This window comes from Chondromyces crocatus (assembly GCF_001189295.1).
Lineage (GTDB): Bacteria > Myxococcota_A > Polyangia > Polyangiales > Polyangiaceae > Chondromyces > Chondromyces crocatus.
Genome location: NZ_CP012159.1, coordinates 8,531,061 through 8,555,727, shown reverse-complemented (window position 1 = coordinate 8,555,727; position 24,667 = coordinate 8,531,061). Strand labels below are relative to the sequence as shown.

18 protein-coding genes and 2 pseudogenes are annotated in these 24,667 nt (G+C 68.2%); 7 read left to right on the top strand and 13 right to left on the bottom strand.

Annotated features, from left to right (window positions below):
* Window positions 1-60 precede the first annotated feature (60 nt).
* The 3 genes from CMC5_RS30795 to CMC5_RS30785 all read right to left on the bottom strand — a co-directional run bounded on the left by CMC5_RS30795 (window position 61) and on the right by CMC5_RS30785 (window position 3,353).
* A complete protein-coding gene (locus CMC5_RS30795) occupies window positions 61-1,413 on the bottom strand; it encodes a sigma 54-interacting transcriptional regulator (RefSeq protein ID WP_050433742.1) in 1,353 nt (450 codons plus the stop codon).
* 219 nt (window positions 1,414-1,632) lie between these two features.
* Window positions 1,633-2,115: a hypothetical protein gene (locus CMC5_RS30790; RefSeq protein ID WP_050433741.1), complete on the bottom strand. Its 483-nt coding sequence runs from the start codon at window positions 2,113-2,115 to the stop codon at window positions 1,633-1,635.
* Between the two features lie 806 nt (window positions 2,116-2,921).
* Window positions 2,922-3,353, bottom strand: coding sequence for a hypothetical protein (locus CMC5_RS30785; protein ID WP_156338982.1), 432 nt, complete (start codon window positions 3,351-3,353; stop codon window positions 2,922-2,924).
* A 663-nt stretch (window positions 3,354-4,016) separates the two neighbouring features.
* Between CMC5_RS30785 and CMC5_RS30780 the strand changes: the two genes are divergently transcribed.
* On the top strand, window positions 4,017-4,754 hold the full coding sequence (locus tag CMC5_RS30780; protein WP_156338981.1) for a hypothetical protein: 738 nt from the start codon (window positions 4,017-4,019) through the stop codon (window positions 4,752-4,754).
* A gap of 175 nt (window positions 4,755-4,929) precedes the next feature.
* Here the strand turns inward: CMC5_RS30780 and CMC5_RS30775 are convergent, their stop codons facing one another.
* A complete protein-coding gene (locus tag CMC5_RS30775) occupies window positions 4,930-5,961 on the bottom strand; it encodes a hypothetical protein (protein WP_050433738.1) in 1,032 nt (343 codons plus the stop codon).
* A 250-nt stretch (window positions 5,962-6,211) separates the two neighbouring features.
* On the opposite strand from CMC5_RS30775, the gene CMC5_RS30770 reads away from it, so the two are divergent.
* The 5 genes from CMC5_RS30770 to CMC5_RS30750 all read left to right on the top strand — a co-directional run bounded on the left by CMC5_RS30770 (window position 6,212) and on the right by CMC5_RS30750 (window position 10,883).
* Complete coding sequence (locus tag CMC5_RS30770; RefSeq protein ID WP_082362947.1) at window positions 6,212-7,009, top strand: class I SAM-dependent methyltransferase; 798 nt, start codon at window positions 6,212-6,214, stop codon at window positions 7,007-7,009.
* A gap of 3 nt (window positions 7,010-7,012) precedes the next feature.
* A complete protein-coding gene (locus CMC5_RS30765; protein WP_050433737.1) occupies window positions 7,013-8,212 on the top strand; it encodes a peptidogalycan biosysnthesis protein in 1,200 nt (399 codons plus the stop codon).
* A 148-nt stretch (window positions 8,213-8,360) separates the two neighbouring features.
* On the top strand, window positions 8,361-8,729 hold the full coding sequence (locus tag CMC5_RS30760; RefSeq protein WP_050436227.1) for a hypothetical protein: 369 nt from the start codon (window positions 8,361-8,363) through the stop codon (window positions 8,727-8,729).
* A gap of 280 nt (window positions 8,730-9,009) precedes the next feature.
* Window positions 9,010-9,810 (top strand): class I SAM-dependent methyltransferase, encoded by an 801-nt coding sequence (locus CMC5_RS30755; RefSeq protein WP_063796379.1) that lies wholly within the window; start codon window positions 9,010-9,012, stop codon window positions 9,808-9,810.
* Between the two features lie 515 nt (window positions 9,811-10,325).
* Window positions 10,326-10,883 carry a pyridoxamine 5'-phosphate oxidase family protein gene (locus CMC5_RS30750; protein ID WP_050433736.1) on the top strand — a complete coding sequence of 186 codons (558 nt, stop codon included), beginning with the start codon at window positions 10,326-10,328 and terminating at the stop codon, window positions 10,881-10,883.
* Window positions 10,884-11,005: 122 nt separating this feature from the next.
* Here CMC5_RS30750 and CMC5_RS30745 read toward each other — a convergent pair whose 3' ends face one another.
* The 8 genes and pseudogenes from CMC5_RS30745 to CMC5_RS30715 all read right to left on the bottom strand — a co-directional run bounded on the left by CMC5_RS30745 (window position 11,006) and on the right by CMC5_RS30715 (window position 19,627).
* Window positions 11,006-11,533 carry a phytanoyl-CoA dioxygenase family protein gene (locus tag CMC5_RS30745; RefSeq protein WP_050433735.1) on the bottom strand — a complete coding sequence of 176 codons (528 nt, stop codon included), beginning with the start codon at window positions 11,531-11,533 and terminating at the stop codon, window positions 11,006-11,008.
* Window positions 11,534-11,566: 33 nt separating this feature from the next.
* Window positions 11,567-12,421, bottom strand: coding sequence for an NAD(P)H-binding protein (locus CMC5_RS30740; protein WP_050433734.1), 855 nt, complete (start codon window positions 12,419-12,421; stop codon window positions 11,567-11,569).
* A gap of 110 nt (window positions 12,422-12,531) precedes the next feature.
* A complete protein-coding gene (locus CMC5_RS30735) occupies window positions 12,532-13,248 on the bottom strand; it encodes a helix-turn-helix transcriptional regulator (RefSeq protein WP_050433733.1) in 717 nt (238 codons plus the stop codon).
* Window positions 13,249-13,353: 105 nt separating this feature from the next.
* Window positions 13,354-14,079, bottom strand: a pseudogene (locus tag CMC5_RS49025) (glycoside hydrolase family 16 protein); the annotation flags it as partial.
* An 87-nt stretch (window positions 14,080-14,166) separates the two neighbouring features.
* Window positions 14,167-14,664, bottom strand: a pseudogene (locus CMC5_RS49020) (RICIN domain-containing protein); the annotation flags it as partial.
* A gap of 399 nt (window positions 14,665-15,063) precedes the next feature.
* Window positions 15,064-16,089, bottom strand: a complete 1,026-nt coding sequence (locus tag CMC5_RS30725) for a hypothetical protein (protein ID WP_050433731.1) — start codon at window positions 16,087-16,089, stop codon at window positions 15,064-15,066.
* Between the two features lie 58 nt (window positions 16,090-16,147).
* Window positions 16,148-18,313, bottom strand: a complete 2,166-nt coding sequence (locus CMC5_RS30720; protein ID WP_050433730.1) for a sulfatase-like hydrolase/transferase — start codon at window positions 18,311-18,313, stop codon at window positions 16,148-16,150.
* A 141-nt stretch (window positions 18,314-18,454) separates the two neighbouring features.
* On the bottom strand, window positions 18,455-19,627 hold the full coding sequence (locus CMC5_RS30715; protein ID WP_156338980.1) for a CehA/McbA family metallohydrolase: 1,173 nt from the start codon (window positions 19,625-19,627) through the stop codon (window positions 18,455-18,457).
* A gap of 868 nt (window positions 19,628-20,495) precedes the next feature.
* Between CMC5_RS30715 and CMC5_RS30710 the strand changes: the two genes are divergently transcribed.
* Window positions 20,496-21,365: a hypothetical protein gene (locus tag CMC5_RS30710; RefSeq protein WP_050433728.1), complete on the top strand. Its 870-nt coding sequence runs from the start codon at window positions 20,496-20,498 to the stop codon at window positions 21,363-21,365.
* Window positions 21,366-21,383: 18 nt separating this feature from the next.
* Here CMC5_RS30710 and CMC5_RS30705 read toward each other — a convergent pair whose 3' ends face one another.
* Entirely contained in the window at window positions 21,384-24,575 is a 3,192-nt protein-coding gene (locus CMC5_RS30705) for a serine/threonine-protein kinase (protein ID WP_218920096.1), read from the bottom strand.
* Window positions 24,576-24,667: the final 92 nt, after the last annotated feature.

The following is a 24,667-nucleotide window of genomic DNA, read 5'->3' as shown; positions in this document are numbered from 1 at the left end:
GCTCCACCTGGAGCAACGCGCCACGCGGGCGCCTGGTCGTGAGCCTTCAGGGGCGTCGGGCTACCCGGCTTCCTGGTCGCGATCACGGAGCCCGTAGCGGCGCATGGCCTGCTGAACGAACTTCCGGCCCACGCCGGCGAGTTCGGCGGTGCGTGAGACATTGCCGCCGGTCTTCTCCAGGGCAACCTCCAGATACCGCTTCACGTAGGTGTCGATGAGCTGATCGCGGCCGACGAGGAGTGGAACCCTTGTGTCGATCTCGAGGCTGTCCGAGGCGAGGGGCGCGTCGGTTCCGGGGGAGGTGGACACGCCGAGGTGACAGGCGAGTTCCACGGCGCTCCGCAGCTCACGCACGTTCCCAGCCCAGGTCTTCTCGGCGAAGGCGCGGACGATGGCGTCGGAGAGCGGCTGCAGCGGGGTGCGGGCCCGCTGCGTCAGCGTCTGCTCGAAGTGACGGGCGAGGAGCGGGATGTCCGCAGGACGCTCCCGGAGGGGCGGGATCCGGACGTGGACCTTGGCGATGCGGAAGAAGAGATCTTCCCGGAAGCTGCCGCGCTCGACCTCCCGGGAGAGGGAGCGGTTGGTGGCGGCGATGATCCGGACGTCGACCGGCTGCACCTTGTTCGAGCCGACCCGGTGCACCTCGAGGCTCTCGAGGGCCCGTAACAGCTTGGGCTGCATTTCCTGAGGTAGTTCCCCGATCTCGTCGAGGAACAAGGTACCGCCGTCCGCGGCTTCGAGGGCACCGGGGCGATCGCTGACCGCGCCGGTGAAGGCTCCTCGGACGTGCCCGAACAGCTCGCTCTCGAAGAGGTGCGCCGAGACCGCGGAGCAGTCGAAGATGACGAAGGGGCGCTGGGCGCGAGCGCTCTCGCCGTGCAGCGCGCGGGCGACGAGGTCCTTGCCGGTGCCGGTCTCGCCCTCGATGAGCACGGTCAGGTCGGTGGGGGCGATGCTCTCGAGCTGGCCGAAGAGGCGGCGCATGGCGACGCTGCGGCCTCGGAGCTGGCCGAAGCTCTCGCGGGAGGAAACCGGGAACTCGATCAGATCACTGAGCATGCGGAGGCGGAGCTGCGTGTTGCCGAGCTGGATGGAGGAATCCGGGCGGGCGTAGGCGTCGCGAATGCGTACGCCGTCGATGGTCGTGCCATTGCGGCTGTCCTCGTCGGTGACGCGGATGGTGTCCCCTTCGAGCCGGATGCGCAGGTGGACGCGGCTGACAGCGCGATCGGTCAGGACGAGGTCGCATTCCTTCGCGCTGCCGATGCGGGCGTCGTGTCCGGAGAGTTCCGCGACGACGCCGGCGTCAGGGCCGTGCTCCACGCGGATGTGCAGCTTGTTGGAGCGGAACTTGAGGACAGGAGTCCCGTCGTCGGCCGGTGCGGTGATGTCGGCGTCTTGGCCTTTGTTCACCGATCTCGGTCTGACAGCGGGACGGCAGCGCCGTCAAGGAGCGGGGGCATGGATGTCTCGCCCGGTGCGCCCAGGTCCGGACGAGACAGAATCGTGGGGTGGCATCAGGTGGATGACGACCGCCGGCCGGGAGGCCCGGAGGGGGGCCAGAGGTCGGGAGGAGCTGTGCCGAATGCACGCGACCTCTGGCCCGGGAGCTCACCGCCATCCGGTGTGCTGTCAGCAGCTCTCTGCGCACTGACCGACATTGCATCCCACGCCGAGGTGGCTCTGAGCGTCGTCCCGAGCACGACGGCAAGCGGTGCGGCACCCTCGGAACCAGCCGCTCTCTCCGTAGCCCGACACCGAGTCAGGGCAATATGCAGCCTCGATCGATTTGGTCACAGTGCAGGTGAGATTGCACTTGTTGTTTCCTTCGAGACTCGGTTCCTCTCCTCCCCCTGCGCCATCGTCCAGCTCGTCCTCGAGAAGGGCGAGGGGTTGCGTTGCGCGTGGACCGTTGCCCGGCTCCGTCAGTAGCGCGGCGTCCGGTTCTCCCTCGGCGGGAGTGAGGCGCAGCTTCAGCACATCGGCCGTCGCGGCGCCGCTCTTCGCCTCGTCGCTGCCGGGATCGGCGTCGCTCTCGTCGAGCGGCTCACTCGCGCAAGCAACACCGAGAGCGAGCGCCATCGTGAAACCACCGATCTTCCATGCGTGCATCATGATGATCCTCCGTGCTGCCTGGCGTCGCTCGACGCGCTCGGTCCCTCTCGGGAGTGAGGGGTGACGTCGCGGCGTGAACCAGCCAGGACACTGCTCCGAGATTGCAGACGTCGGGCCAATGAGAGGCCCCACGGGACACGCGCCATTTCGCTGTGCCGCGCGGTGAGGTGCCTCCGAAGGGACGCACTCGATGGCGACGTGACGCGCTGCCCTGCATCCAGGTGGATGCACCTCCAGGTCACGACGCGAGGCATTCCTGGGTCGAGGGGGCAGGGGCGCCGCTGGCGAGGCGTCCTCTCGTCGCTGAGTGAGATGGAGAGCTGGGGGATTGCAGAGGTCGAGAGGACGTCTTCTTCATGACCTCCGGCCATTTCGAGATCGACACGTCATGCTCATCCGCAATCAGTTCGTCTCGTCGAGCAGATTCTGACTCATCATGCTCTGGCCGGTCGATGCCGTGCGCTCGGCGCCCCTGGCCTCTCTTTCCCTTGGTCTGACAGGGGGCAGAGTGGTCTGGCGATGGGGGCAGGGATGCCCACGCCGAGAAGAGGGATGTCTGGAGGAGATGAGATCGTCGCGCTGCGCCCGAGGCCATGGGCGTCCACGGGAGGCACGCCCTGCATCATGGCCGGGAATTTCGTCTCTTTCCGGGCTCAGCGCTTCGAGCCTGAGACGGCGAAGAGGCGCCCGGAATTTCCGCGTGGAGGGCGCGTGGTGGAGTCACGATGCGCTTTGCTCGGTCGGGCGTCGGGGGTAGCCCCTGGCGTGCGAATTCGACGGGCAGAGAAAGGCCGGCGGACGGCGCATCAGCACTGGACCCAGACCCTCAGGTGATACTCCAGCCGGGTGCCCAGATCATGCCAGTAATGAACGACGACGGCTTCGCTGTCCTGTCTCGCGATGGTCGCGTTGCCGCGTCCAACACAGAAAAGCCGACCGCAGCCGATCGTACGATTGAGTTCGACGCGGGCGATGGGCCTGCCATCGAGGGGGTACGTGTCGTCGCCGTTCGATCCGAAGGCGCTGCCGGAGTAGGTCTTGCTGGTGTCGAGGAGGAGGCATTCGCTCTCCGCGACCTCGCTCGGCGTCTGGCTGTCCGCGGGGGCCGTCATCGGAGCGAGTCCATCTCCCCCGCTGTCCTCGTCCAGAAGCACGTCATCTTCCGGTCCCTCGCTGCCGCATGCCACGCCGAGGGCCAGAACGGCCATGAGACCGGCCATCTTCGACAGATGCATCATGATGAACCTCCGAGGTTCGTCGGCATCATCCATCCCACGCGAGGGGTCTCGCCAGTGAGGCACCTCGCCGTGCGAAAGACGATCCAGGACGCAGCTCCGGAACTGCAGGTGACGGGCCAGGCAGCTTTCCCCCCGGGATCTGGGGGATCTCGTGAGCCCAGCGGGAGCGGAGTGCCGCCGCTTGGAGGCAAGTCGATACGTGAATGACCCGAGCACTGCCGCCGCGTGGATGCAGGCAGTGGTGATGTGACCGGACGCTCGATGGGCGTCGGGCGGAGGCCTGCCCCGCTTCGTCACCTGCTTTCATCCGTTCATGGCGAGGGTTCTTCGAGATGTTCTGGCCGAGCCCAGCGAGCACCATGTGGGTGAGACGCTCCTTCGACGTCACACCGCGGATGCAGAGAGCAAGCGGCGGGCGTGATGCTTGGGGGGCGCGACGTCATGAGCCTCGCTGGAAACTGCGACCGAGGCGCGACCGACTTCGGGGCGGGATCATCTTCAGCCTCGGGGACCAGGCGATGGATGCATCATCGCCGCTGACCGGCGAGGTGGGGGCATACTGTGGATGTCCGGAGCGGGTGGGCATCATCCGGGCGCGCTCGTGGAGCGGTCGAGGCCGTCGTCGCGTCTCGACGCCTGGAGTTCGAGCCGCCGCGTGCCGGCGTGACGCTCCACCTGGAGGACTTCCGGAACGGAGGCTCGTTCCTGCTGCCTGCGCGGCATTACTGGAGCTTCGTCGCCGGGCGCGACGTCCTCGGTGATCCTTCGGGGCAGTTCATCACGACGCGTGCGGGCATGGACTGGCTGCTCGCGTCGTGCGGGAACGGGCTCCACCACCTGGAGCGAAGCCTGGGCATCCCAGCCTCGACGTGGAACGAACCGATCTACCGCGTCGACGTGCACCATCCGCTGCGCTACCGGGCCCGCCTACCGAGCGGCGCGGAGCGCGGGGCCAACGCCCACTTTCGCCGCGGTGGGTACACCAGCGGCGGCTTGCCCGAGATCGTGACCGATCCTTTCCCGGTGGCGGACACGACCATCACGGACACCGGGATCCGACCCTGTTCGAGCCCAGGAGAGAATCCGATGACTGCTGCGACGATTCCCTGTCCGAGCTGCCACGAGAGCACGCCTGCCCATGAGTATCTCGCCCACAAGGCTGCGTACGTGCCCGCGCTGAGGAGGCTCACCTGCGTCTGCCGCGCGTGCGGAGAGGTCGCGGAGCTCCAGGTGGACGCGGGCGCAATCTGGCTCGGGTACATGGTTGCCGCCGGGGCCGTGCAGTTCTCTGCGATGCGGGAGGTGCCCCTGGAGGGCCTTTCGGTGAAGCACCATCCGCGGTCGGTGGAGCTGCGGCTCGGCGAGCGGACGTGGACGGTGGCCGAGCGGGGGCCTCACTGACGAGCGAGGACCCTCACGGACGAGCGAGGGCCCCCGGACGAGCGAGGGCCCCACGGACGAGCGAGGGCCCCACGGACCGGCGTGCCCGCGGTGACGAATGGCCCGCGGTGACGAATGGCCCGCGGTGACGAATGGCCCGCGGTGATGAGGGGCGCCCCGTATCCCCTCACGTCCGTCAGCGGTAAGGGCTGGACGTGCCGCCGAGCAAGCGGTTGCGCAGGATGCGGGCGCGCACCACATCGAGAGGCTCGAGGGCCTCGCGCACGGCGGCTGGAGGGACGGTGGAGGGGATCGGGGCGACGCGGACCGCCGTGTCGTCCACGAACACGGGGCCGAGCCGCTCGTCGAGGGTGAGCAAGGCTTCGCGCACCGCAGGATCGAAGGTGGCGGAGAGGCGCTCCGCCTGGGTGGGGTCGGCGTGGACGCGGAAGCGCTTGTCGAAGGCGGCGTCGCCCGTGCGGACCACCTGGGCCCCGAATACGCGGTGGAGGCTGTCGTGCAGGCGTCGCCGGCGGACGAAGAGGCCGAGGCCGAGCGTCGTCTCGAACTGCGCTTGCAGGGCGAGGTGGTGTCGACCGCGCAGGGAGCGCGTCGTGCCGACGTGGAGGGGGCCTCCGTCGAGCGCGCCTTGCAAGGTGAGCGGGGTGGTGGTGAACGCCATGGCGTGGGTCGCGGCGAGGGCGCCGAGGACCGAGGCGTGCGTGGCGAGAGAGGTGGCGGGGCCGAGCGAGGCGCGGGCCGCCTCCAGGAGGTCCACGGTGCGGACGACCTCGCGGGTGGCCTGGATGAGCCAGGCGGTGTCGATGCCGACGCCCGTCTGCAGCGTCAGGGTGCAGCCGCGATCCGTCAGGCGGATGTCGTAGGATGCTCGGTGCATGGCGACGAGCTGCCTGCGCAAGGCGGGCGTGAACAGCTCGCCAACGCGCGCTCTCTCGTCGGCTTTCAGAGAGAACTCGTCGTCGAGATCCTCGTTGCCGGTGGAGAAGCGGCTGCGTCGGTGCAGCACCATCACCCGACGTCGCATGGACAGGCCGAGGTCGAGAGGAGGATCGAGCCAGCCATCCAGCTGGAACACCGTCTTCTCGGCGGGCGGCGGACGATCGGTCATGCTCACCCGGACGCCGTCGACGCGTCCTTCGAAGTGATGCCCGGATGGGGACAGGCCGAGCGTGGCGCCCGCTTCCTCTACGTGTTTCCGGTGCAGCATGGGGTGAGGAGACTACCAGCGTCGCCCCTCGCCCGACGTGCTTCCGTGCCGTGCTCCCGCGTGACGCGGCAGTGTACCAGCAGGGCGGGAGGGCGACGGTACTCCTTTCGGTAGGGCGCCGTCGTGGTGTGAGGTGATAAGACGATTTGTTGTCGGGCACGCATGAAAATCAAAATTTTGCAGACCGCCCTTGCGTCCTGGTTAATGGGGCGCATCATGGATGAAGAATCACTTCCGAGAGGAGCGGTTTATGGTCACGACCTCTATTCCCCAAGAAGGCTTATTGACCGAGGCGCACGAAAGCGCGCCCTCCACGGCTGCGAGCCAGTTCAACGAGCTCGCAGGCCTCTACGAAGAGATGGCCCTCTGGCCCTTCCGAAAAGACATAGAGATTCCGAGTGTTTTGTACCACCTGGGTGATCTCACCGGGCGCGACGTGCTCGACTTCGGCTGCGGCTCCGGGTTCTATGCCCGCATGCTGAAGGCGCGTGGCGCCAGGCGGGTGGTCGGTTATGACGAGGCGGATGGCATGATGCGCTATGCCCGTCGTCGGGAAGAGAAAGAACGGGTCGGGATTGAATTCACGTCGGACCTGTCCGCTTCGTTACACGGGCAGTTCGACATCGTATTGAGTGTCTATGTCCTGCCCTATGCGACCACGCGGGATGCGCTGCACGACATGTGCGCGAGCATGGCCCGCTTGCTTCGCCCCGGGGGGCGTCTGGTCGCGCTGCCGATCCACCCCGACTATGAAATCGAGCCAGACTATTATCGCCCTTGTGGCTTCAACCTGTCGTCCGAGACTCCCTACGTCGAGGGCAGTCCGGTCCAGCTCGATTTGATGTGCGGTCAGGGCGAGGCCAGCGTCACGGCGTGGTACTGGTCTGCCTCCGCGCTGGAGACGGCGCTGCGGGCCGCAGGGCTGGGGACCATTCATTGGCATGACCCCAAGCCGCTCGGGTCGACCGCCGCAAGGGACGCACCGGAGACGCTGCGCCCCTACATTCTCAGGCCTCATGCCGTGATCATCGACTGCCAGAAGGAGTGACCCATGAGCGCCCTTCGGCAGGCAGCCCTCACGGGGCGCGCCGGGCACGTCCATCGCGACGAGTCCATGAAGCGCGCCCTGAGGGCGGAGCTGTTGCCTTCGGCGGCCTTCGTCGACACCCATGGGTGGGACGCGCTGGTCTCCGACGACGACTTTTTCAACAGCCAGGGGTGGCTGGCCAGCCTGGACGAGGCCTTCGGCGCCGCGCCGCTGCTCACGGTCACGGGCCGCGCGGGCATCCTGGCAGGGTGCGCGCTCTGGGACGGGGAGCGGAGCCCGGGCATGTTCTCGCTGGCGAGCTTCTTCCCCGAGGTGCCGGGCCCCTGGGCGCGCGATTTCTTGTGGCTGGGGGCGCGCAGGTCCACCCACAACGAGATCCCTTGCGTCACGGGTCCACGGCGCGCCGAGGCGCTGGCACGGCTGGGGCGCGAGGCGATGAACCTGGCGGCGCTGCGCGGGCTCGGGGGCGCAGTCATTCCTTACATGCCGATCTCGGCTGCGCTGGAGTTCGCCGAAGTCAGTCCAGGCGCCGTGATCCTGCTGCATTCAGCAGAGGCCTCGCTGCGAATCCCGCAAGGCGGTCTCTCCGAGCTCACCCATCAGCTCGGGAAGCACAACCGGATGCGAACGAACACGGAACTCAGGGCGTTCGCGAAGAAGGGCAACCGCGTCGAATGGTCCCCCGTCGACGAGGCCGTGGAGTCGGTGGCGGCGCGCCTCATCGCGCAGAACCGCGCCCGTCACGGCAGCCTTCAGGGGGAGGAGTGGATGCGCAAGATCCTGGCCGGTCAACGGAAGAGCGGTGTCCTGAAATCGGCCGTCGTGGCCAGCGCGAAGCGGGGCGAACAGACCACGGCGCTGGCCGTGTTCTACACCTTCGGGCAGTCGCTCCACCTGCGGTACTTCGGCTCGGATTACGACGTCGCCAATGATGATTTTCGCTATTTCGTGCTGGCATATTACGCGTCGATCGATCGGGCCGTCGCACAGGGAGCGAAGGTGCTCCGGCTGTCGATATCGTCGCTCCGAGCCAAGGTGCTCCGAGGCGCTCATCTCGATCCGCTGGTGGCCGTCGTCCTGCCGCGGCAGGGCGAGCGGATCGATCGTGAGGCCGCCTCGAAGCACAATGCGAACCTTCAGGAGCAATTCCAGAAGGAGTTCGCCGGTCATATGAGCCCTGAATGGGCGCTGATTTCTGATTGAAGCGCTGATCGGGGAGCGCTGCGAGCGTTCCGCGTCCAGAGAGGCGTCTCGAGGATCTCTCGGCGGACTTCGAGAAAGGTCGACCTCGATGCGGGGTAAGTCGCGGCTCCCCGTCAGCGTTCTCGTCGACAGGAGAGAGGAGGAGAGGGTGATCCATCTGGTCTACGTCTTCAAACCCACAGTGAAAGCGCGCGCGAACGTCGCGGAGTTCTGGGATTGGGTTCGCGCTCGCGATCTCTGGTTCTATGATGGCCTCGATATGGCGCATGACCCCCGGTGGTACGTGCGAACCATCGGGCCCGAGGTGCATGCGCTGGAGCACTCGATATCGTTCGAGGACGAAGCGGCGTGGGGGACGTATCGTGCAGCCGTCGCTCTGCGCTCGAAAGAGCCCGACTGGGAGCGGCGCCGCACGGAGCAGGAGCAGTGGTGGGAGATCCTGGAGGCGAGGATCCTCAGCGACGCGCCGGTCCCGCGCCGCGCGACCTTACGGCGCTCACGGACGGACGTCGCATGATGGGTGCGGAAGCGAAGCGGCTGCACTCGTGCGGCGTGCCCTCGTGCCACTCCGGAGCGCCAGCTTCGCCTCGCTTTCCAGGGAGTCGCCAGGGGGATGGCCCTGGGCATTGACCCGTCAACAAGGGATCGCCGAGAGACGGGGTGTTCGCGTCCCGTCGTCACGAGGTGCGCTCGGCGTCGCGTCACGGGGCGCGCGTGTTTTTTTTTTCGGGTCACCCTTGAGGCAAGCGCCGGCTGCCACAAGAACACAGGAGAATCACTTCCGAGAGGAGCGGCGCATGGATACGACTTCCACCCCCGGAGAAGGGTTAACGACCAACGAGAAGGATGGCGCGAGGCCCGCTGCGGCCGGGAGCCAGTTCGACAAGCTCGCTGGAGTTTACGACGGCGAGAGCATGGCCCAGTGGCCCTTCCGAAGAGAACTCGAGGTCCCCAGTGTGCTGCATCGTCTGGGCGATGTGAGCGGGCTCGATGTGATCGATTTCGGGTGTGGTCCTGGGTTCTATGCTCGCCAGTTGAAGGCGCGCGGTGGCGGGCGGGTGGTCGGGTACGACGAGTCGGAAGGCATGTTGCGCCATGCTCGTGATCGCGAGGAGACCGAGCGACGTGGTATCGAATTTACGTCGGAGCTGTCCTCATCGTTGCAGGGGCAGTTCGACGTCGTGCTGAGCGTCTATGTCCTGCCCTATGCGAACACCCGGGACGCGCTGCGCGCGATGTGCGTGAGCATGGCCGGCTTGCTTCGTCCTGGCGGTCGATTGCTCACCTTGCAGCTGCATCCTCGCTACGAGAGCGAGCCCGACTACTACCATTCCTGTGGTTTCAGCCTGACCTCCGAGGCGCATCACGTCGACGGCAGCGCGGTTCGGCTCGGGCTATTGAAAGACGAGGCGATGGTCACGGGCTGGTACTGGTCTGCCGCGACCCTGAATGCGACGCTGCGGGCTGCAGGGTTCGAGGCCCTCCATTGGTATGACCTCTGGCCGCCTGGACTGGCCTGTCTGGAGGATGCGCCCGAAGCGCTGCGCCCCTACTTGCGCAGGCCTCATGCGGTGATGATCGACTGCCAGAAGGAGTGATCCATGAACTCCCACCAGCAGGCGACGTTCGTCGATGCCTCCGAATGGGACATGTGCTGGCTGGCGCGTGCTTTCCATGAGGTCCAGTGTCTCTGGAGGCGCACTTTCTTGCGGCCGGAAGCGCGCGGTCCGCCCTCGATGAACACCTGTGCCTCACCGGTTCACGGCGCGCTGCGGCACGGGCACGTGTGCGGAGCGATGCCGTGGACCTGGCGACGCGCCGATCTCGCGTGCGATGGTCGAGAGGTGACTGCTGGGGGGCTCTCGCAGGTCTCGGTTTCAGGTCGATACGGAGAAGGAGGAGAGCGTGTTACACCGCGTCTACAATCTCGAGAGGACGACGATGGCGCTGGAGAGCATTGCCCCGTTTCGAGAGCGGGGGTGGGTCAGCGAAAAGGTGGGCGGCGTCCGCCTCGACAGCGTGCATGGTCCGCGTGGGTCGGTGCGGGGCGCTGAGCAGGCGGTTTCAGGGCGACGCTGCTCGGTCCATGGCATGAACCCCCGGAGGTGGAGCGATGCGAGCTGAAGAAGCGGCTCTCCTGCAGCGTGCTGCTGTGCTGCTGAAGACCACGGGGTACGTCACGCTCTCCACGGTGTCGGACGAGGGCGAGCCCTGGGCCTCCACGGTCGCCTACACGCCGCGTGTCGAAGGCGTCCCGCGCCTGATCTGGTACTCGATGCGGGGAGCACGGCATTCTCGCAACATCGAGGCCCACCCGGCCATCTGCGGTTCGATCTTCCGGACGGATCTGGGCGCTTCTTCGCCGCTCGGGCTGGATGGTCTGCAGCTCAGGGGCTCGGCGCGGGCGGTGCCAGCGCAAGAGCTTCCGCCCATCCGCGACTACTTTTACGAGACGCTCTTCCCGGACGAGGGGGTCCGGCGGCAATGGATGCTGCCCGAGAGCGAGTTCACGGGTGACGGCCCGCGGCGCTTCTATGAGCTGACCATCAAGGAATGGTGGTTGCTGGACGTCGATCGCTGGCTCGTCGACAAGGTCGATCAGCGCATCGCGCTTCCCGGGCCGGCCTCTCTCTCCGCGGATGCGCTCTTCGAGGCGACGCCTGGAGGGTGATGGTGCGCGAGGAGGGCGGCGCGCTTCCGTGACGATCGCTGCGCCGTCCCCTCGTGAATGGGTGCGGCGGTGCCCGCGTCTCGAAGGACGGCTGCGCTGCCCTGGCAGTCAGGCGCGCTCGTTCAGCGGAGTCTGGGGAAACGATCCCCGGACAGGGGGGGCTCGCTTCCAGGGTCGTCAGGAGTCGGGAGAGCGCGTCGGTCGTCCCGTCGCCGTAGAGCTTGCGGGGGTCGAACCGCGCGTCGACGTCCATGTAGACGGTGGCCAGCGAGATCCGTGGGATGTCGGTCTCGTTGGCGTGGGCCGTGTGGGCCGTCCGCACGTGGTGGCGTGGTCGCCGAGCCGGTGCAGGCTTTGCGCAGAAGCTCCGACTTGAACAGGCGCAGGGGTCGGCCAGCGAGCTGCTCGGCCACGCTGGTGATGACGGGATGGAGCGTCAGGCCGCGCATGACCGTGCTCATGATCTCTGCGTCGGCGCCCCAGTCCATGACCAGCCCTTGCTCGGAGGGCCAGTGGAGGCGGTCGTGGCGGTGCAGCATCGCTCTGGCCTCGTCGAGGAAGCTGGAGACCTCTGCAGGGGAGAGCACCTGAGGGACCTTCAAGAAGCCGTCTCGCTGGTATCGATCGATCTCGCGGGTCGTCAGGGTCATGGGGGCTTTCCAGGTGAAGGTGGGGGGGAAGGGTCAAGCGCGAAAGGCGCTCGCGTGCTCGCTGGCCCAGGTCGCGAAGGTGCGGGCGGCGCGCCTGGTCACTTGCTCGATGGTCGGGAGGATGCAGGCCGCTTGCGCTGGGGGGTTGGTGGCGAGCTGGATGCCGAACTCGACATGGTCTTCGGGATGGCCGTGGGCGCGGAGGCGCTCGCGCTCCTGGTCCTCGGTGAGCGCCTCGAAGGTGAGGGGGCGGCCCACTGCAGCGGCGAGGATCGCGGTGCGCTCGGCGGGGGTGAGGGCCTCGGGGCCGCTCAAGGGATAGCGCTTGCCTTCGTGGCCATCGTGGGTGAGCGCGACGGCGGCCACGGCCGCGATGTCGGCTTCGTGGACCACGGCGCTGGGCCAGGTCGCGAGCGTGCGGACGACGTTTCCTTGCTGGATGCCCGGCGCCCACTCCAGCGTGTTCGCCATGAACTCGACCGGCTCCAGCCGGGTCCACCCGATCGTGCTGTTCTGGAGGGCATGCTCGATGGACGTCTCGTCCCAGCCGCCGAGGATCGTGGCCTTGCGGACGCCGGAGCGCTCGGCGAGGCGGACGATCGCTTCGCCGTTCATGAGCGATGCGCCGTCCTCTCCGGCGAAGGTGATCAGGTGGACGGCGCTCACGCCTTCGAAGGCATGCGTGAGCGAGCTGGACACGGCGAGGTCTCCCTGGACGACGTCGACCTCGGGCGGGAGGTTGGCCTGCGCTGGGCGCCGTGACAGCGCGCGGACGCGGTGGCCAGTGGCGGTGAGCTGCTGGACGAGGTGCCGTCCGACCGTTCCGGTGGCGCCAGTCACCAGGATGGTGCGGCGAGAGGGAGATGAGGCTTCGCGGGAGTCGACCATGAGAGGCTCCAGGGGGAAGGGGACGCCGCCTTCCGGGCGGCTCCGGGATTCGATAGCCCGGCGTCGTGACAGAAGGTGTCAGCAGCCGTCGCCCACGCGTGGTCTCGTCCTCAGGTCCCCTCCACCCCAGGCTTTCCTTGCGCGAAGTCGGCCTCGAACTCCTTGAACCACTCGGCCGCGAGGTCGACGCGGCGCTTGTGGAAGCGCTGCTCGGTGAGTTCCGCATGCTGCAGGCGGTCCAGCCGGAAGTGGCAGAAGGCGCTCCGCAGGCAGCACCAGGCGGCGAAGACTTGGTGGGTCTCGAAGTAGGCGAGCTGCACGGGCAGAACGATGCGCTCCGAGGTTGCGCCAGCCCGGCTCTGGTAGCGAATGGAGAGGCCCCGCTCCTCACGCATGGCGCGTCGAACGACGCCGAGGATGGGCGCTGGGGCCGTGCTGGTATTGCCCACGGCGGCCCACAGGCCGGTGTCGCCGATCCGGTCCGCGAGGTGTTTTGGAACCGCAGCGGTGAGCTTGGACAGCACGTTGGTGGCGGCCGCCGACAGCTCCGCGTCCGGGAGCTGCTCGACCCAGCGCGCGCCGAGCACGGCCGCCTCCAGCTCCTCGACGGAGAACATGAGCGGTGGCAGGAAGAACCCCGGACGGAGCACGTAGCCCAGGCCAGCTTCGCCGCCGACCGGGGCTCCGAGCGCCTGGAGGAGCTGGATGTCGCGGTAGACGGTGCGCGCGGAGACCCGATGTTCTCTGGCGAGCTCCTGGGCCGTCACCGGCTCCCGGTGGCGCCGCAGGGAGTCCATGAGGCCGAAGAGGCGAAGAATCCTGTCCATGGTGTCACGCGGGCCGGAGACGGTGGCCCTGCGCGATGGGAGCGCAGGCGTGCACCGAGCGTCAACGCCGGGTTGACGCTCGGTGCTGCGCGCTCAGCGGTGGTAGACGCGCACGTAGTCGACGCGCATCTGCTGAGGGAACGACGTCGAGGCGTTGGGGGAGCCGGGCCAGGTGCCGCCGACGGCGACGTTGAGGATCATGAAGAAGTTGTGATCATAGACCCACCGGCCACCCGCAGGGACGTCGGCGGTGGTGCGGGTCTGGTAGAGCGCGCCATCGAGGTACCAGCGAACGGTGTTGGGCTCCCATTCCACGGCGTAGATGTGGAAGTCGTCGGCGAGGGGGGCGCCATTCGGGAGGGTGGTGCTGCGGGTGAGGGGATTGCCGCCGAAGTAGCCCGGGCCGTGCAGGCTGCCGTGGAGGGTGCTGGGCTCGGAGCCGATGTTCTCCATGATGTCGATCTCGCCGCACGCCGGCCAGCCGACGGTGCCGATGTCGTTGCCGAGCATCCAGAAGGCAGGCCAGAGGCCCCGTCCGCGCGGGACCTGGATGCGGGCTTCGATGCGGCCGTACGTGGTCTCGAACTTGCCGCGGGAGACGAGGCGGGCGGAGGTGTACTGGCAGGTGCCGTACCAGCAGCCGTGCTGGTTCGCGTTCTGCGGCGTGGCGGTGATGACGAGGTTGCCGTTCTCCTGCCGGGCGTTGCTGGTGCTGTTCGTGTAGTACTGGAGTTCGGCGTTGCCCCAGCCGCCGCCGCCGATCTCGTGGGTCCACTTGGAGGCGTCGACGGGGGAGCCATTCGCGCCGTTGAACTCGTCGGCGAAGACGAGGTTCCAGTTGCCGGGGTTGCCGGGGTTGCTGCCGATCTTCTCGAAGAGCCAGCGCTGGTTGTTCGCGCCGAACCAGGTCCACTGCTGGATGGGCGTGCCGCTCGCGGTGCTGACCTCGGTGACGTCGAGGGTCTTGCCACTGTGGCGGGCGCGGATGCCGTAGTGGCCGCCGCCCGCGTCGAAGACCTCGAACTGCTGGTTCGCGCCGCCGCCGTAGCCCCACTGCTGGATGCGGGCGCCGTCGGCGGTGCTCAGCTCGGTGACGTCGAGGGCCTTGTCGCTGTTGGGGTTGACGATGCGCACGTAGCCATCGCCGACGGCGGTGACACGGAAGACCTGGGCCGGGGTGCCGTTGCAGTCCCACTGCTGCACGGCGGCGCCGTTCTGGATGCTGGCGGCGGCGATGTCGAGGCACTTGCCGCTGTGGACCGCGCGGATGATGTAGTCGCCGTTGGTGATGTTGGGGGAGGTGACGCCAAAGGCGTCGACCTCGACCTCCTCGTCGGTGGTGTTCGGGTCCACGGGCGCCGTGCAGGCCGCGAGGAGCGAGAGGACGAGGAAGGGAGTGCCGTGTCGAAGGGGCATGCGAGATCTCCTTGAGGGCGTGGTGGCGGCGGGTGAGGGTCCTCTCGCGGCGAGCACAGGGCGCGCTGCGATGAGGGCGGTCCGCGCGGGGAGCGCCGGGACATGCCCGGGGATGCCGCTGCGGAGGAGCGCCGTTCGAGGGTCACTTGTGCACGGGGTGTGCCGTGAGGAGATGGGGGGTCGCGGGTGGGGGGGCGATCGCGCCGATCCTGTCGCGAGGGCCGAGGAGGGCCGGTGGGCGCCCTGATTTCGCGGCCCGATGGGAGTGCGAGGGGCGAGCGATGAGGCGAGCGATGGGGAGAAACGGTGGCGCACTGTGAGGTGGATGGATGATCCGGTGGATCACGGGGCGATCGCCAGGATCGCCCCCCGAGCGCATGGACAAGGAGCGGTCGGAGGTCAGTGGTAGGAGCTGTCGACGTCGCTGTGGAGGGGCTTGCGCTCGAGGCGCTGGCGGACGTCGAGGAGGGTGTTGAAGGCCCAGGTCAGCGTCTCGGGGAGGATGGCGGGCTCGATCTGCTCGACGTGGATGCCGTGATCGTCGAGCAGCACGGTACCCACACGATCGTCGACGGCGAGGAGGGCCTCGCGCACGAAGGGGTCGCACGAGGCGATGAGGCTGCGCCCCTGGAGGGGGGAAGTGAGGTGGAAGCGCCGCGCGAAGGCATCATCGACGATGCGGGGGGCGGATCCGCCGAGCAAGGAGCGGAGAGGGTCGAGGCGTGGCTCTTTGCGGGCGGCAGGGGAGAGGCCATGCCGGGGGTCGAGGTTGATCCGGACGATGAGATGATGTCGGCCGCGATCGGTGCGGGCCGAGCGGATGCCGGTCCACCGGCCGTCGGCGCGGCGAGAGGCTGCCAAGGGTGTGGTGGTGAAGGTGAGGTGGTGGGTGGCGGCGAGGGTGCGGAGGCCGGGCGCATGGAGGGCGAGGGGCGCGGCCGGCTCGAGCGTTTCGCGGGCGGACTCGATGAGGTGGATGGTCTTCGCCGTGGCGGTGGCCGCTTCGATGATCCAGGCGGGGCCGATGCCGACACTGAGGCGGGTGGAGAGGGTGCAGCCGCTGTCGTCGAGGCGGAGGTCGTAGGAGGCGCGGTGCAGCGCGAGGAGCTGCTCGCGGAGGGGGGGGGTGAGGAGCGACCGGATGCGCGCCGGTTCGTCTCCTTCGAGGAGGAACGCGCGGTCGAGTCCCAGTTCGTCGAACGCTAAGCGGCCCTGTTGCTGTCGGGCGGTGGCCCGGGGGAGCAGGGAGAGGCCCAGGTCGAGGGGCGGCGAGAGCCAGCCACGGACGAAGAGCTGGGCGTGGTGATCGAACCCGTCGAGTTCCAGGGAGACGCGGCGGCCCTGGATGCGGCCCGAGGCCTTGTTTCCGTGCGACGAGAAGCCGAGTTGGTCGGCAGCCTTCTGGACCTCTGACCATCGCACCATACGGCCAGGGTAACCCAGTCAGGTCGGAAGCGGCGTGTTGTCGTGGGGGGAGGTCGCGTTACTGCGCGGCGCGCTCCAGCTCGGCCTGGGCGGCGAGGAACATGGGGGAGCGGAGCAAGATGCTCATGAGGCGCAGGGTGTCGCGGGGGCGGGCGGCGGCGAGGTCGTCCTGGTCCGGGTCGGCGACGTTGAGGTCGTAGAGCTCGGGGGCGCCCCACTCCAGGGGGAGGACGAGCTTCTCGCGGCCTTCGATGAGCCCCACGCGGGCGATCTGCTGGTCGGAGACGGCCGCGGTGAGCAAGGGCAAGCGGCGCGGGGGGGGCTGATCCGCCAGGAAACCGAGGAGATCCTGGCCGTGGTAGCCGTTCATGGGGGGATCGGGGTCGAGGAGGCGGGCCATGGTGGGGGCGACGTCGATGAGGGAGGTGTTCTCGTCGACGACCATGGGGGGGACGCCAGGGATGCGCAGGGCGAGGGGGACGCGGAGGAGGGGCTCCCAGAGGAAGGTGGAGTGGATCCAGAAGCCGCCGTAGCCGAGGGCCTCCCCGTGATCGGAGACGAAGAGGATGATGGTGCGGTCGGTGAGGTCGAGGTCTTCGAGGCCGCGGAGGAGCCTGCCGAACTGCTCGTCGAGGCTGCGGGCGACGACGCGGTAGCGCCAGTTCCAGGGGCCCTCCTCGGGGACGTGGTAGCGCTCCGCGGAGCCGTAGACGTAGGTGCGATCGAGTTCGCGCCAGTTGTGGACGTCGAAGTTGAAGAGCCAGGCGAAGAAGCGCTTGGAGCCGCGCTGGCCGAGCCAGGAGAGGAAGCGGTCGACGATGGGACCGGCGGTGGGCTGGTCGGCGCCGTAGCCCCAGACGCCACCTTGGGCGTGGTCGGTCTGGCGGTGGGTCTCGTCGAAGCGGAACTCGGGGAGGTAGGTGCCGATGAAATCGGCGGCCGAGTCGGGGATGAAGAGGGCGGTGTCGATGCCCCTGCGCTTGGCGACGTCGAGTACGCTGCCAGGGCTCCGGGCGATGCCGTCGTAGCTGCCGCCGAGCATGGCGGGGAGGGCGCGGAGGGTGTCGGAGCCCGTGGAATAGGCGCGCTCGAACTTCATGGCCTGGCGGGTGAAGGCCGAGACGTTGGGCATCACGTCGTCGTCGTAGGCGACGTCGCTGCGGAGGGTGTCGACGTAGTAGACGATGACGTTGAAGTCCGCGGCGTGCTCGTGGGTCTGCGCGGCGGCAGCGCGTGCGGCGGGGGTCTCGCTCCAGCCGGCATCCCAGCGGGAATCGCGGGTGAGCTTGTCGAGGTCGTACTGGTCGAGGAGAGCTTCGAGGCGGTTGGCGCGCATCTCGCCGAGGTCCTCGCCGCGGAGGGCTGCCTGGGCGAGCTGGAGTCGGCGGAGGACGCGGCCGATGTAGACCGGGTTCCGGACGGTGTGGGCCAGGGTGTTCTGGTGCCAATCGCGGAGGCGAGGGGAGAGGGTGAAGCAGACCGCCCAGAGGGTGGCGAGCGCTGCGATGCCGCGGAGCACCGTGCGGGCGCGGTTGGTGCGGGCGATGAGGAGCAAGCCCGTGGCGCATGCGCAGGCGAGGAGCGCGGCGGCGCTCAGCTCGAGGACGGTGTGGAGGCGCTTGTAGACGGCGACGAGGACGTTGAGGTCGACGAGGACGAGGGCGACGCCAGCGACGGCGAGCAGGAGGGCGACCCGGAGGCCGCCGGTGCGTGTGTGCTTCGCCGCATGGATGGCGCGCTGCTGGAGGAGGGCGACGGCGGTGACGGCGACGAGGACGCCGGCCATCAGGATGTAGGGGCCGACGGCGCCGAGCAGTCCTCCGCGGGCGACGCGGCCCGAGAACGTCCAGAAGGCGGTGCTGGCGAACGCGGCTGCGGCGAGTGCGCCGTAGGTCAGGGCCTTGACGAGTTCGGGGGCGCGCGGGAGGCGCCGGATGAGGGGGCGGGTGACGACGCGGACGAGGGCGACGAGCGCGGCGGCGACGAGACCCAGGGCGGCCCCGACGGCGATGTAGAGGCCAGCCGCGGCCGCGATGTGGCGCGGGGTCTCGATGCCCACGAAGTCCTGGCGCGCCGCGCTGTCGGCCACGATGGCGAAGAGGGCGACGGCGATGCAGGCGACGACGCTCCGCGCGACGCGGTCACGCGCAGGGCTGCTCCTGGAAAAGAGGTGGCTGAGCCTCGGGAGGTTGAGCCAGGCGGCGTGAGGGGACGTCCGAGGCACGCGGCAGCAACTTAAGAAATGGCCGCTGGTCGTTCAAGCGACGTCGACGCCAGGGTGACGATGAGGGGTCGGATGGGCGTCAGGGAGGGGGGATCAGGGAAAAATGCCCTGGTCGGTTCTGGGCTCGGTCGTTCGCCAGGGTCAGCGGGTGACCCAGTAAGGCTGGGTCCACGCGCGCGTGCCATTCGGTGCCGTGAGGCGGGCGCGGACGTAGTGCTCCGGGCCGCGGAGGCGGTAGGTGGAGCGGTACGCCGTCCCCTGCTCGGTGGGCGTGGGCGGCTCGATGGCGAGGAGCAGGCCCCAGCGATCGAGGAACTCGACCTTGATGTCGGCGGAGGGGAGCTCGATCGACAGCTCGTCCCCCGAGACGGTGAGGCGCTTGATGCGCGGTCCAGCGGAGGCGTAGAGCTGACCTGCCTTCAGCGCGGCGCAGATCGCCTCCTGCGAGGTCTCCTCGGCGAACACCTCGACCCACGCGATGCCCGGTCCTGCCTGGGGCACGTTCTTGCTGGTGGGGTTGAGCGCGTGCATGTCGTCGACGGCGACGGCCGCCATGGCGTGGCCGGAGGAGATCATGTGCTCCCACTTCGACTCCGCGGACGTGTGCGTGGCGTCGCCGTCGCTGCGCACGTGCGGGTGGCCGCTGAAGATCTCGAGGAGCTGGGCGCCCTTGGCCTCGGCGATGTGCTCCGGCTCGAGGGCCCAGTGGAAGTTGGGGTGGTTGACGAGGGCGATGCCGTCTTGCTCCAGGATCTTCGACGTGGCCCAGGAGAGCGCGGCGCCCGGCGTGCGGAAGGTGCCGCCACCGATGCGCTCCTTCGTGCAGAGAGCGTTGACGTGTACGGGCTGGCTGGCGGCGATCATGGTGATCTCTTCGCCAGGGATGAGCACGAAGTCGTGCTCTTGGGTCTCGGGAGGTCGCGCACCATCCATGAAGCTGTTGTGATCGGTGAGCGCGAGGAACTGGTAGCCGTGGTTGCGATACCAGGCCGCCACGAGCTGCGCGGGGCTGTCGCCGTCCGTTCGCGCGGAGTGCGTGTGGAGGTTGCCACGCTGGAAGACGCTCACGTCGAGCTGCTCGGCGAAGCGCGGTGGTGTGGTGGGGAGCTGCTCCCGTGCGAGGTCTGGCGCTTCGGACGACTCGACTCGTCGGATCATGAAGCCGCCGATGAGCAGGGTCGTCAGCGCGACGCCCGCAACGGCGAAGCGCAGGCGGCGTTTGCGCGGCCGCGTGTTCGACTCCTCGAGCACGCTGGCGGTCGACGGGACGGGTCTCAACGAGGTCGACGGTGCGGGTCTGGAGGAATGGGACATCGATAAGAAGTGTAGCGCGAACCGTGGACGTGCACTTATTCAATGAAAGCCAGTGAGCACTGTCCTGACGCCGTCCAGACTTCCACTGACCTACGGTTGAGTCTGGGACCTGGGCGTGGCGCTCGATTCTGCCGGGGTGAGAAGGGCTGAGACGGTGGAAAGGGGCTGAACGGGGAGGGGAGCGAGCGCGAAGGGGGAATGAGGCGGGGTGGAACGAGGCAGAGGGGGAACGAGGGGCGGAAAGGCGGGGGTGCGGGCGCGGAGACCAGGGGCGGGCCGAGCTGGACCTGGAAGGCCGCGCGCTCGGGTGAACCGAGCTGGGCAATCGGGAAGCAAAGTACGCCGGACAGGCGGGACGAGTTGCCTTGCCGAGGCGAGTGACGCGGTGCTCCGCCCATGGTCCGGACTGCGACGGGGGCCTCGATGGGGGCGGGTTCCCGGTCGGCTCGGCCCTTCCGACCTGAATCCCGACTCGTGCCTCTCGCCTCCAGGGATCCCGCGCTTCTGGCTCGATGGCGTCGCTTTGACTCCCGGTGAACCGAGGAGCCTCTCGATGCTCGGGTGGAAGGTGGGGGGACCGTGAACGAGGCTGCGGTGCGGGCAAACGCCGCATCGCGCAACCTGCTGCACGACTCCACGGGCGACGAGACATGGTGCGCGTCGGATTGCGCATGGAGAGGTGTGGGGGCCTCATGAAGAAGCCTGGCAGGTCATGGACCGCGGCCTGGCATGAGGGCTGCAGCGGGACCCGATGCCTCGATGGGCCGGCGCGTGTCCGTGAGGACGCGATGCGCTCCGTCCGTGAGAAGCGATGCGCTCTGTCTGGGAGAAGTGATGCGCTCTCCCGTGATGCCGAAAGGATGACGTGATGATCCCCCCCCGAATCATTCCGCTGACGATTCTCGCCCTGTCGCTCCCACACCTGGGGTGTGCCGGGGGAACTGGCGAGGACATGGTCGATGCGTTTGGAGACCTGTCCACCGAGCAGTTCCAGCAGCCGATGACTGGCGGTCAGAACGGGAACGGAGGAAACAACGGGCTACGCACGGCCTACTTCCACGCGAACAAGTCCTCGCTGCTCTCGGCCACCGGGTCGCGACTTCCAGGGCCCAACCACGCTCCCAGCGTCGGTGTGCAGGCGCTCGTCAGCACCGAGGGAGGAGACAAGACACTCCAGTATGCGGTTCGCTGCAGCGTCCTCGATGGGCAGGTCGTCTCCTACGTGGACGGTGTGTACGGCCCGAAGGCCTACGAGGGCGAAGGCCTCCTCGCCGGCACCTCGCAATGGACCACCCAGGGTCTCAGTGCCAGCCAGCAAGAAGCGCTCTTCGCGTGCATGCTTGCGCACCTGAATCCTGCCGGGATGGTCGTGCCGATCGCCCTCACGGGGGAGATGGTGGCGCCTGCCGAGGACGAGGAGTTCGACCTGTCGGACTACTCGTTCCACGAGGCTCTCTGGACGGCGACCGTCAGCACCGCGGGTGGATTGATCTTCAAGGTATGGCCGATAGGAGATCTCCGAAGCAGCTGCTCGCAGGTGTACCTCGAGGGGACCCTCAAGAACAGGACCTGCGGAGCCGTCTCGCAACACGCCAGCTGTGGCCTCGAGGTCAGGCTGGACGTCGAGGACGATTGCACCGTGAGCGACGGTGAGTACACCTGTCTCGGGAAGCCTGCCCTCGTAACTCGGCTCATCCCCGAGTATTTCGAACAGCTCCACCCTCTCTGCATCCAGTGAGCGTACTGCTGGCCGACTTCAGCGAAGATCCGTCGGGGAGCCACTCGACCCGGCCATCTGGCGCGCCTCGTCGAGGTTGTGCCGTTGAGTCCGGGCGAGCTGCGGGTTGTGCAGAATCGCTGCGGCGAAGGCTTCGCCTGCCTGGGTAGCCGCAGCGCGTCGGTCGGCAGTCGTCGAACGCCGGGCGCGGAGAAGCAGCAATCGCCCTTTGCATGCGAGCGCGTTGCCGAGATGGGGATGGATCGCGAGCGTCTCCTCCGTTCGCCGGAGGCCCTCGGCGATGTCTTTCTCCGCCTCGCGCCGATCCAGGCGCGAGGCAGCCCGTAGCTCATGAATCTCGGCCAGAGCGAGGTAAAGGTGTGGAGTGACGCGCTGAACCTCGAGCAACGGTAGGATCGGCGCGAGCGCGGCCTCGAAGGTGACGGCCCGCTCGCCGCCTTTCCGGAGCGCCCAGCGCAGGGCGATGATCTCGGCGCGGGCGTTCCAGACGCGGTAGCCAGCGTCCCAGGGGGTCGTCTCCATGGCGTGGCGGAGCGCTCTTCGGGCCTCGAGGAGCGCAGCCGTCGGATCCCGCTCCTGTGCCATCAGCCACCGCGCTCTCAACAAGGACGCCTCACCGCGTGCCCTGTGAGAGGTCGGCGACCACGGCTGGTGGCGCTCGAGTTCTCGCGCGCTGGTCTCGGCGTCGAGGATGGCGGCCTCGGCATCCACGCCCGATTCGAGCCTCCAGGTCGCCTCGATGAGGCGAAGGGAGGTGAGCCAGAAAGGGACGGTGGGGTGCTGTGGGCTCACCCGTTTCACCTCCTCGATCGCCGCCGTCGCCTCTCGGACGGCTGCCTCGGGCGAGCTTCCCGAGCCGACGAGGTGTTCGGCCAGGAGGATTGGCGCGATGACCTTGTTGTTTCTCGGGTACACGAAGGCGGGATCGTGCTCGAGGGCGCGATCACAGTGGGGGATCGCCTGGTCCAGAGAGGGCCTGGGATCGGCTCCGTGAAGACCCTCTCGCTCGGCGCGGATCAGAAACGAGGAGCACAGCTCGTTCAGGGTCCACAGGTAGACGTCGTGCTGTCGCAGAGCGCCCTCGCCGTCTCCGGTGTCGAGCTGGAGCACGGCCTCGTAGCCAGCGATGGCATGGTCGATCGCGGGCGATACGTCGAACCCGAGGCTGCCCGTGTACAGGGCGCGCGTTCGCCAGAGGGCGCTTAGCACGTAGCGGGCCAGTGGGTCGTCGGGGCTCCGCTGCACCGCTTGCTCCGCGTGAGCCGTCGCCTCGGCGATCACGCGCTCTGGATCTTCGTTCGGGAGCGCGCCGGTCGCCACGCGCCACGCGAAAGCATTGTGCACCCAGGCGAGCTTGACGTATCCCGTGGCGCTGCGGGGGGTCGCAGCGATCGCTCTCTCGCATGCCGCGATCGCTGCCTCGAAGCGTGACCTCACCGGGCCACCATGAGCAAACGCGCCGTTCATGGCCTGGGTCCACAGGGTGCAGGTCGCATCATGAAGGGCTGGATCGGAGCGCCCGATGTCCGCGGCGAGTCGGTAGGCCTCCGCGGCCTGCTCGAACCAGTCGGTCATGGCGCGGGGGTCGAAGGCAGCGTCGTGGCCGAGGCGGATCCCGCGCTCGAACAGGACGTCCCCTTCCAGTTTCTTCGCCTCGTAGAGCCACGGTGCAGCTGCGAATGCGTCTCTGGACTTGGCGAGCGCCTCGTCGAGCCGCTCCTCGTAGAACGCGATGAGCCCCTCCGCGTAAGCAGGGGTCTCGACGGTACCCCCGAGCGCTGCCCGGAGGTGCGCGAGCGCAGGCTCTTTGAAGCGCGCCTCGATGACCGCCGTGGCCTCCTGCCGTCGAGCCTCCTGGAGCTGCTTTGTGGCCTCGAGCGCCTTCCGATAGAGTGCTCCCAGCGCGATGCCCATCGCGTAGTCGAGCTCGGGGGGGTGATAGCCCGCTGCGGCGGCCTGTTTCAGGTGGTCGAGCGCCACCTCGAACTCCTGCAGCGCAAGGTGTCCCCGGCCCAGAGCGTACCGACCCGGGCCCTGACCGATCTCTCCCGCGGCGGCCATCTGGCCTTTGATCCGGTCCAGGAGGGTCCGCACGACGTCGCGCTCGCGCTCGATGTCGTGAAGCGGCAGGCCATGGGCGTTTCGCAGGAACAGCTCCATTTCCTTCACACGCTCGCCGAGCTCGCGCGAGAGCGTGGCTTGCTCGGCGGCAAGGCGCCGGCTTCGACCCCAGAGCGCCACGCTGAGCGCGATCGCGACGAGCGCCGTGATGGTGAGCACCACGGCGCCTCGATGACGTCGTACCCGCTTGCGCAGGGCGTACACGAAACTACCTCGGCGCGCCTGCACCGCTTCCCCGTCGAGGAACCGCTGCAGGTCGTCACCGAGCGCCCGCGCCGACTCGTACCGCGCCGAGGGCTCTTTCTCGAGGCACTTCATCACGATCGCTTCCAGATCTCGGGGGATGTCGCGATCCAGGGTCCGGAGTGGTGCGGCATCCTGGCTCCGGACTTCCTCCAGGAGTTCGAACAGGCTGCCGGAGGCGAAGGGAGGTCTCCCGGTCAGCACGTCGTACAGCGTGGCGCCCAGCCCGTAGACGTCGGTCCGTCGGTCGAGCGTTCGCACTTTTCCCTCGGCCTGCTCCGGGGCCATGAAGGCGGGCGTCCCCAGGATGGCGCCCGTCACGGTGCGTCCGCTGTCGCCCACCTCGCGCGCGAGGCCGAAATCGAGGAGGTACGGTGTCCAGCTGCCGTCCTCGTGGCGCTCCACCATGATGTTCGACGGCTTGACGTCCCTGTGGACGAGCCCGAGCCGGTGGGCGGCGTGCAGCGCCGAAGCGATCTGCTGGATGGCCTTCACCTTCTCTTCCAGCGTCATCGTGGCCTTCGCCCGATCGAGCGGGTTGCCCTCGATGAGCTGCATCACGATGTAGCGCGCGTGATCGGCGGTGCCCGCCTCGTAGATCTCGCAGATGTTCTCGTGAGACATGCGCGCCTGCGCCCGCACCTCGCGCAGCAAACTCGCTCCCCGCTCGGGGTCGGCCCCCAGCAGCAGCTTGATGGCCACGTCGCGGCCCAGCCGGAAGTCCCTCGCGCGATAGACCGCGCCCGTCGCACCACGGCCGAGCAGCTCGAAGGCCTCGAACCGCGCATGAAGGGACGGCGGCAGCTCGACCGTGTCGTCGAGGAGCCCGGCTCCAGGCTCTTCCACGCCGAGCGCAGCCGCTGGCGCATCGGGAGAGATCGTCCGCGTGACGGAGAGCGTCGCGCCGAAGAGAGGGCCTCCTGGTGGGAGGCGCGCTG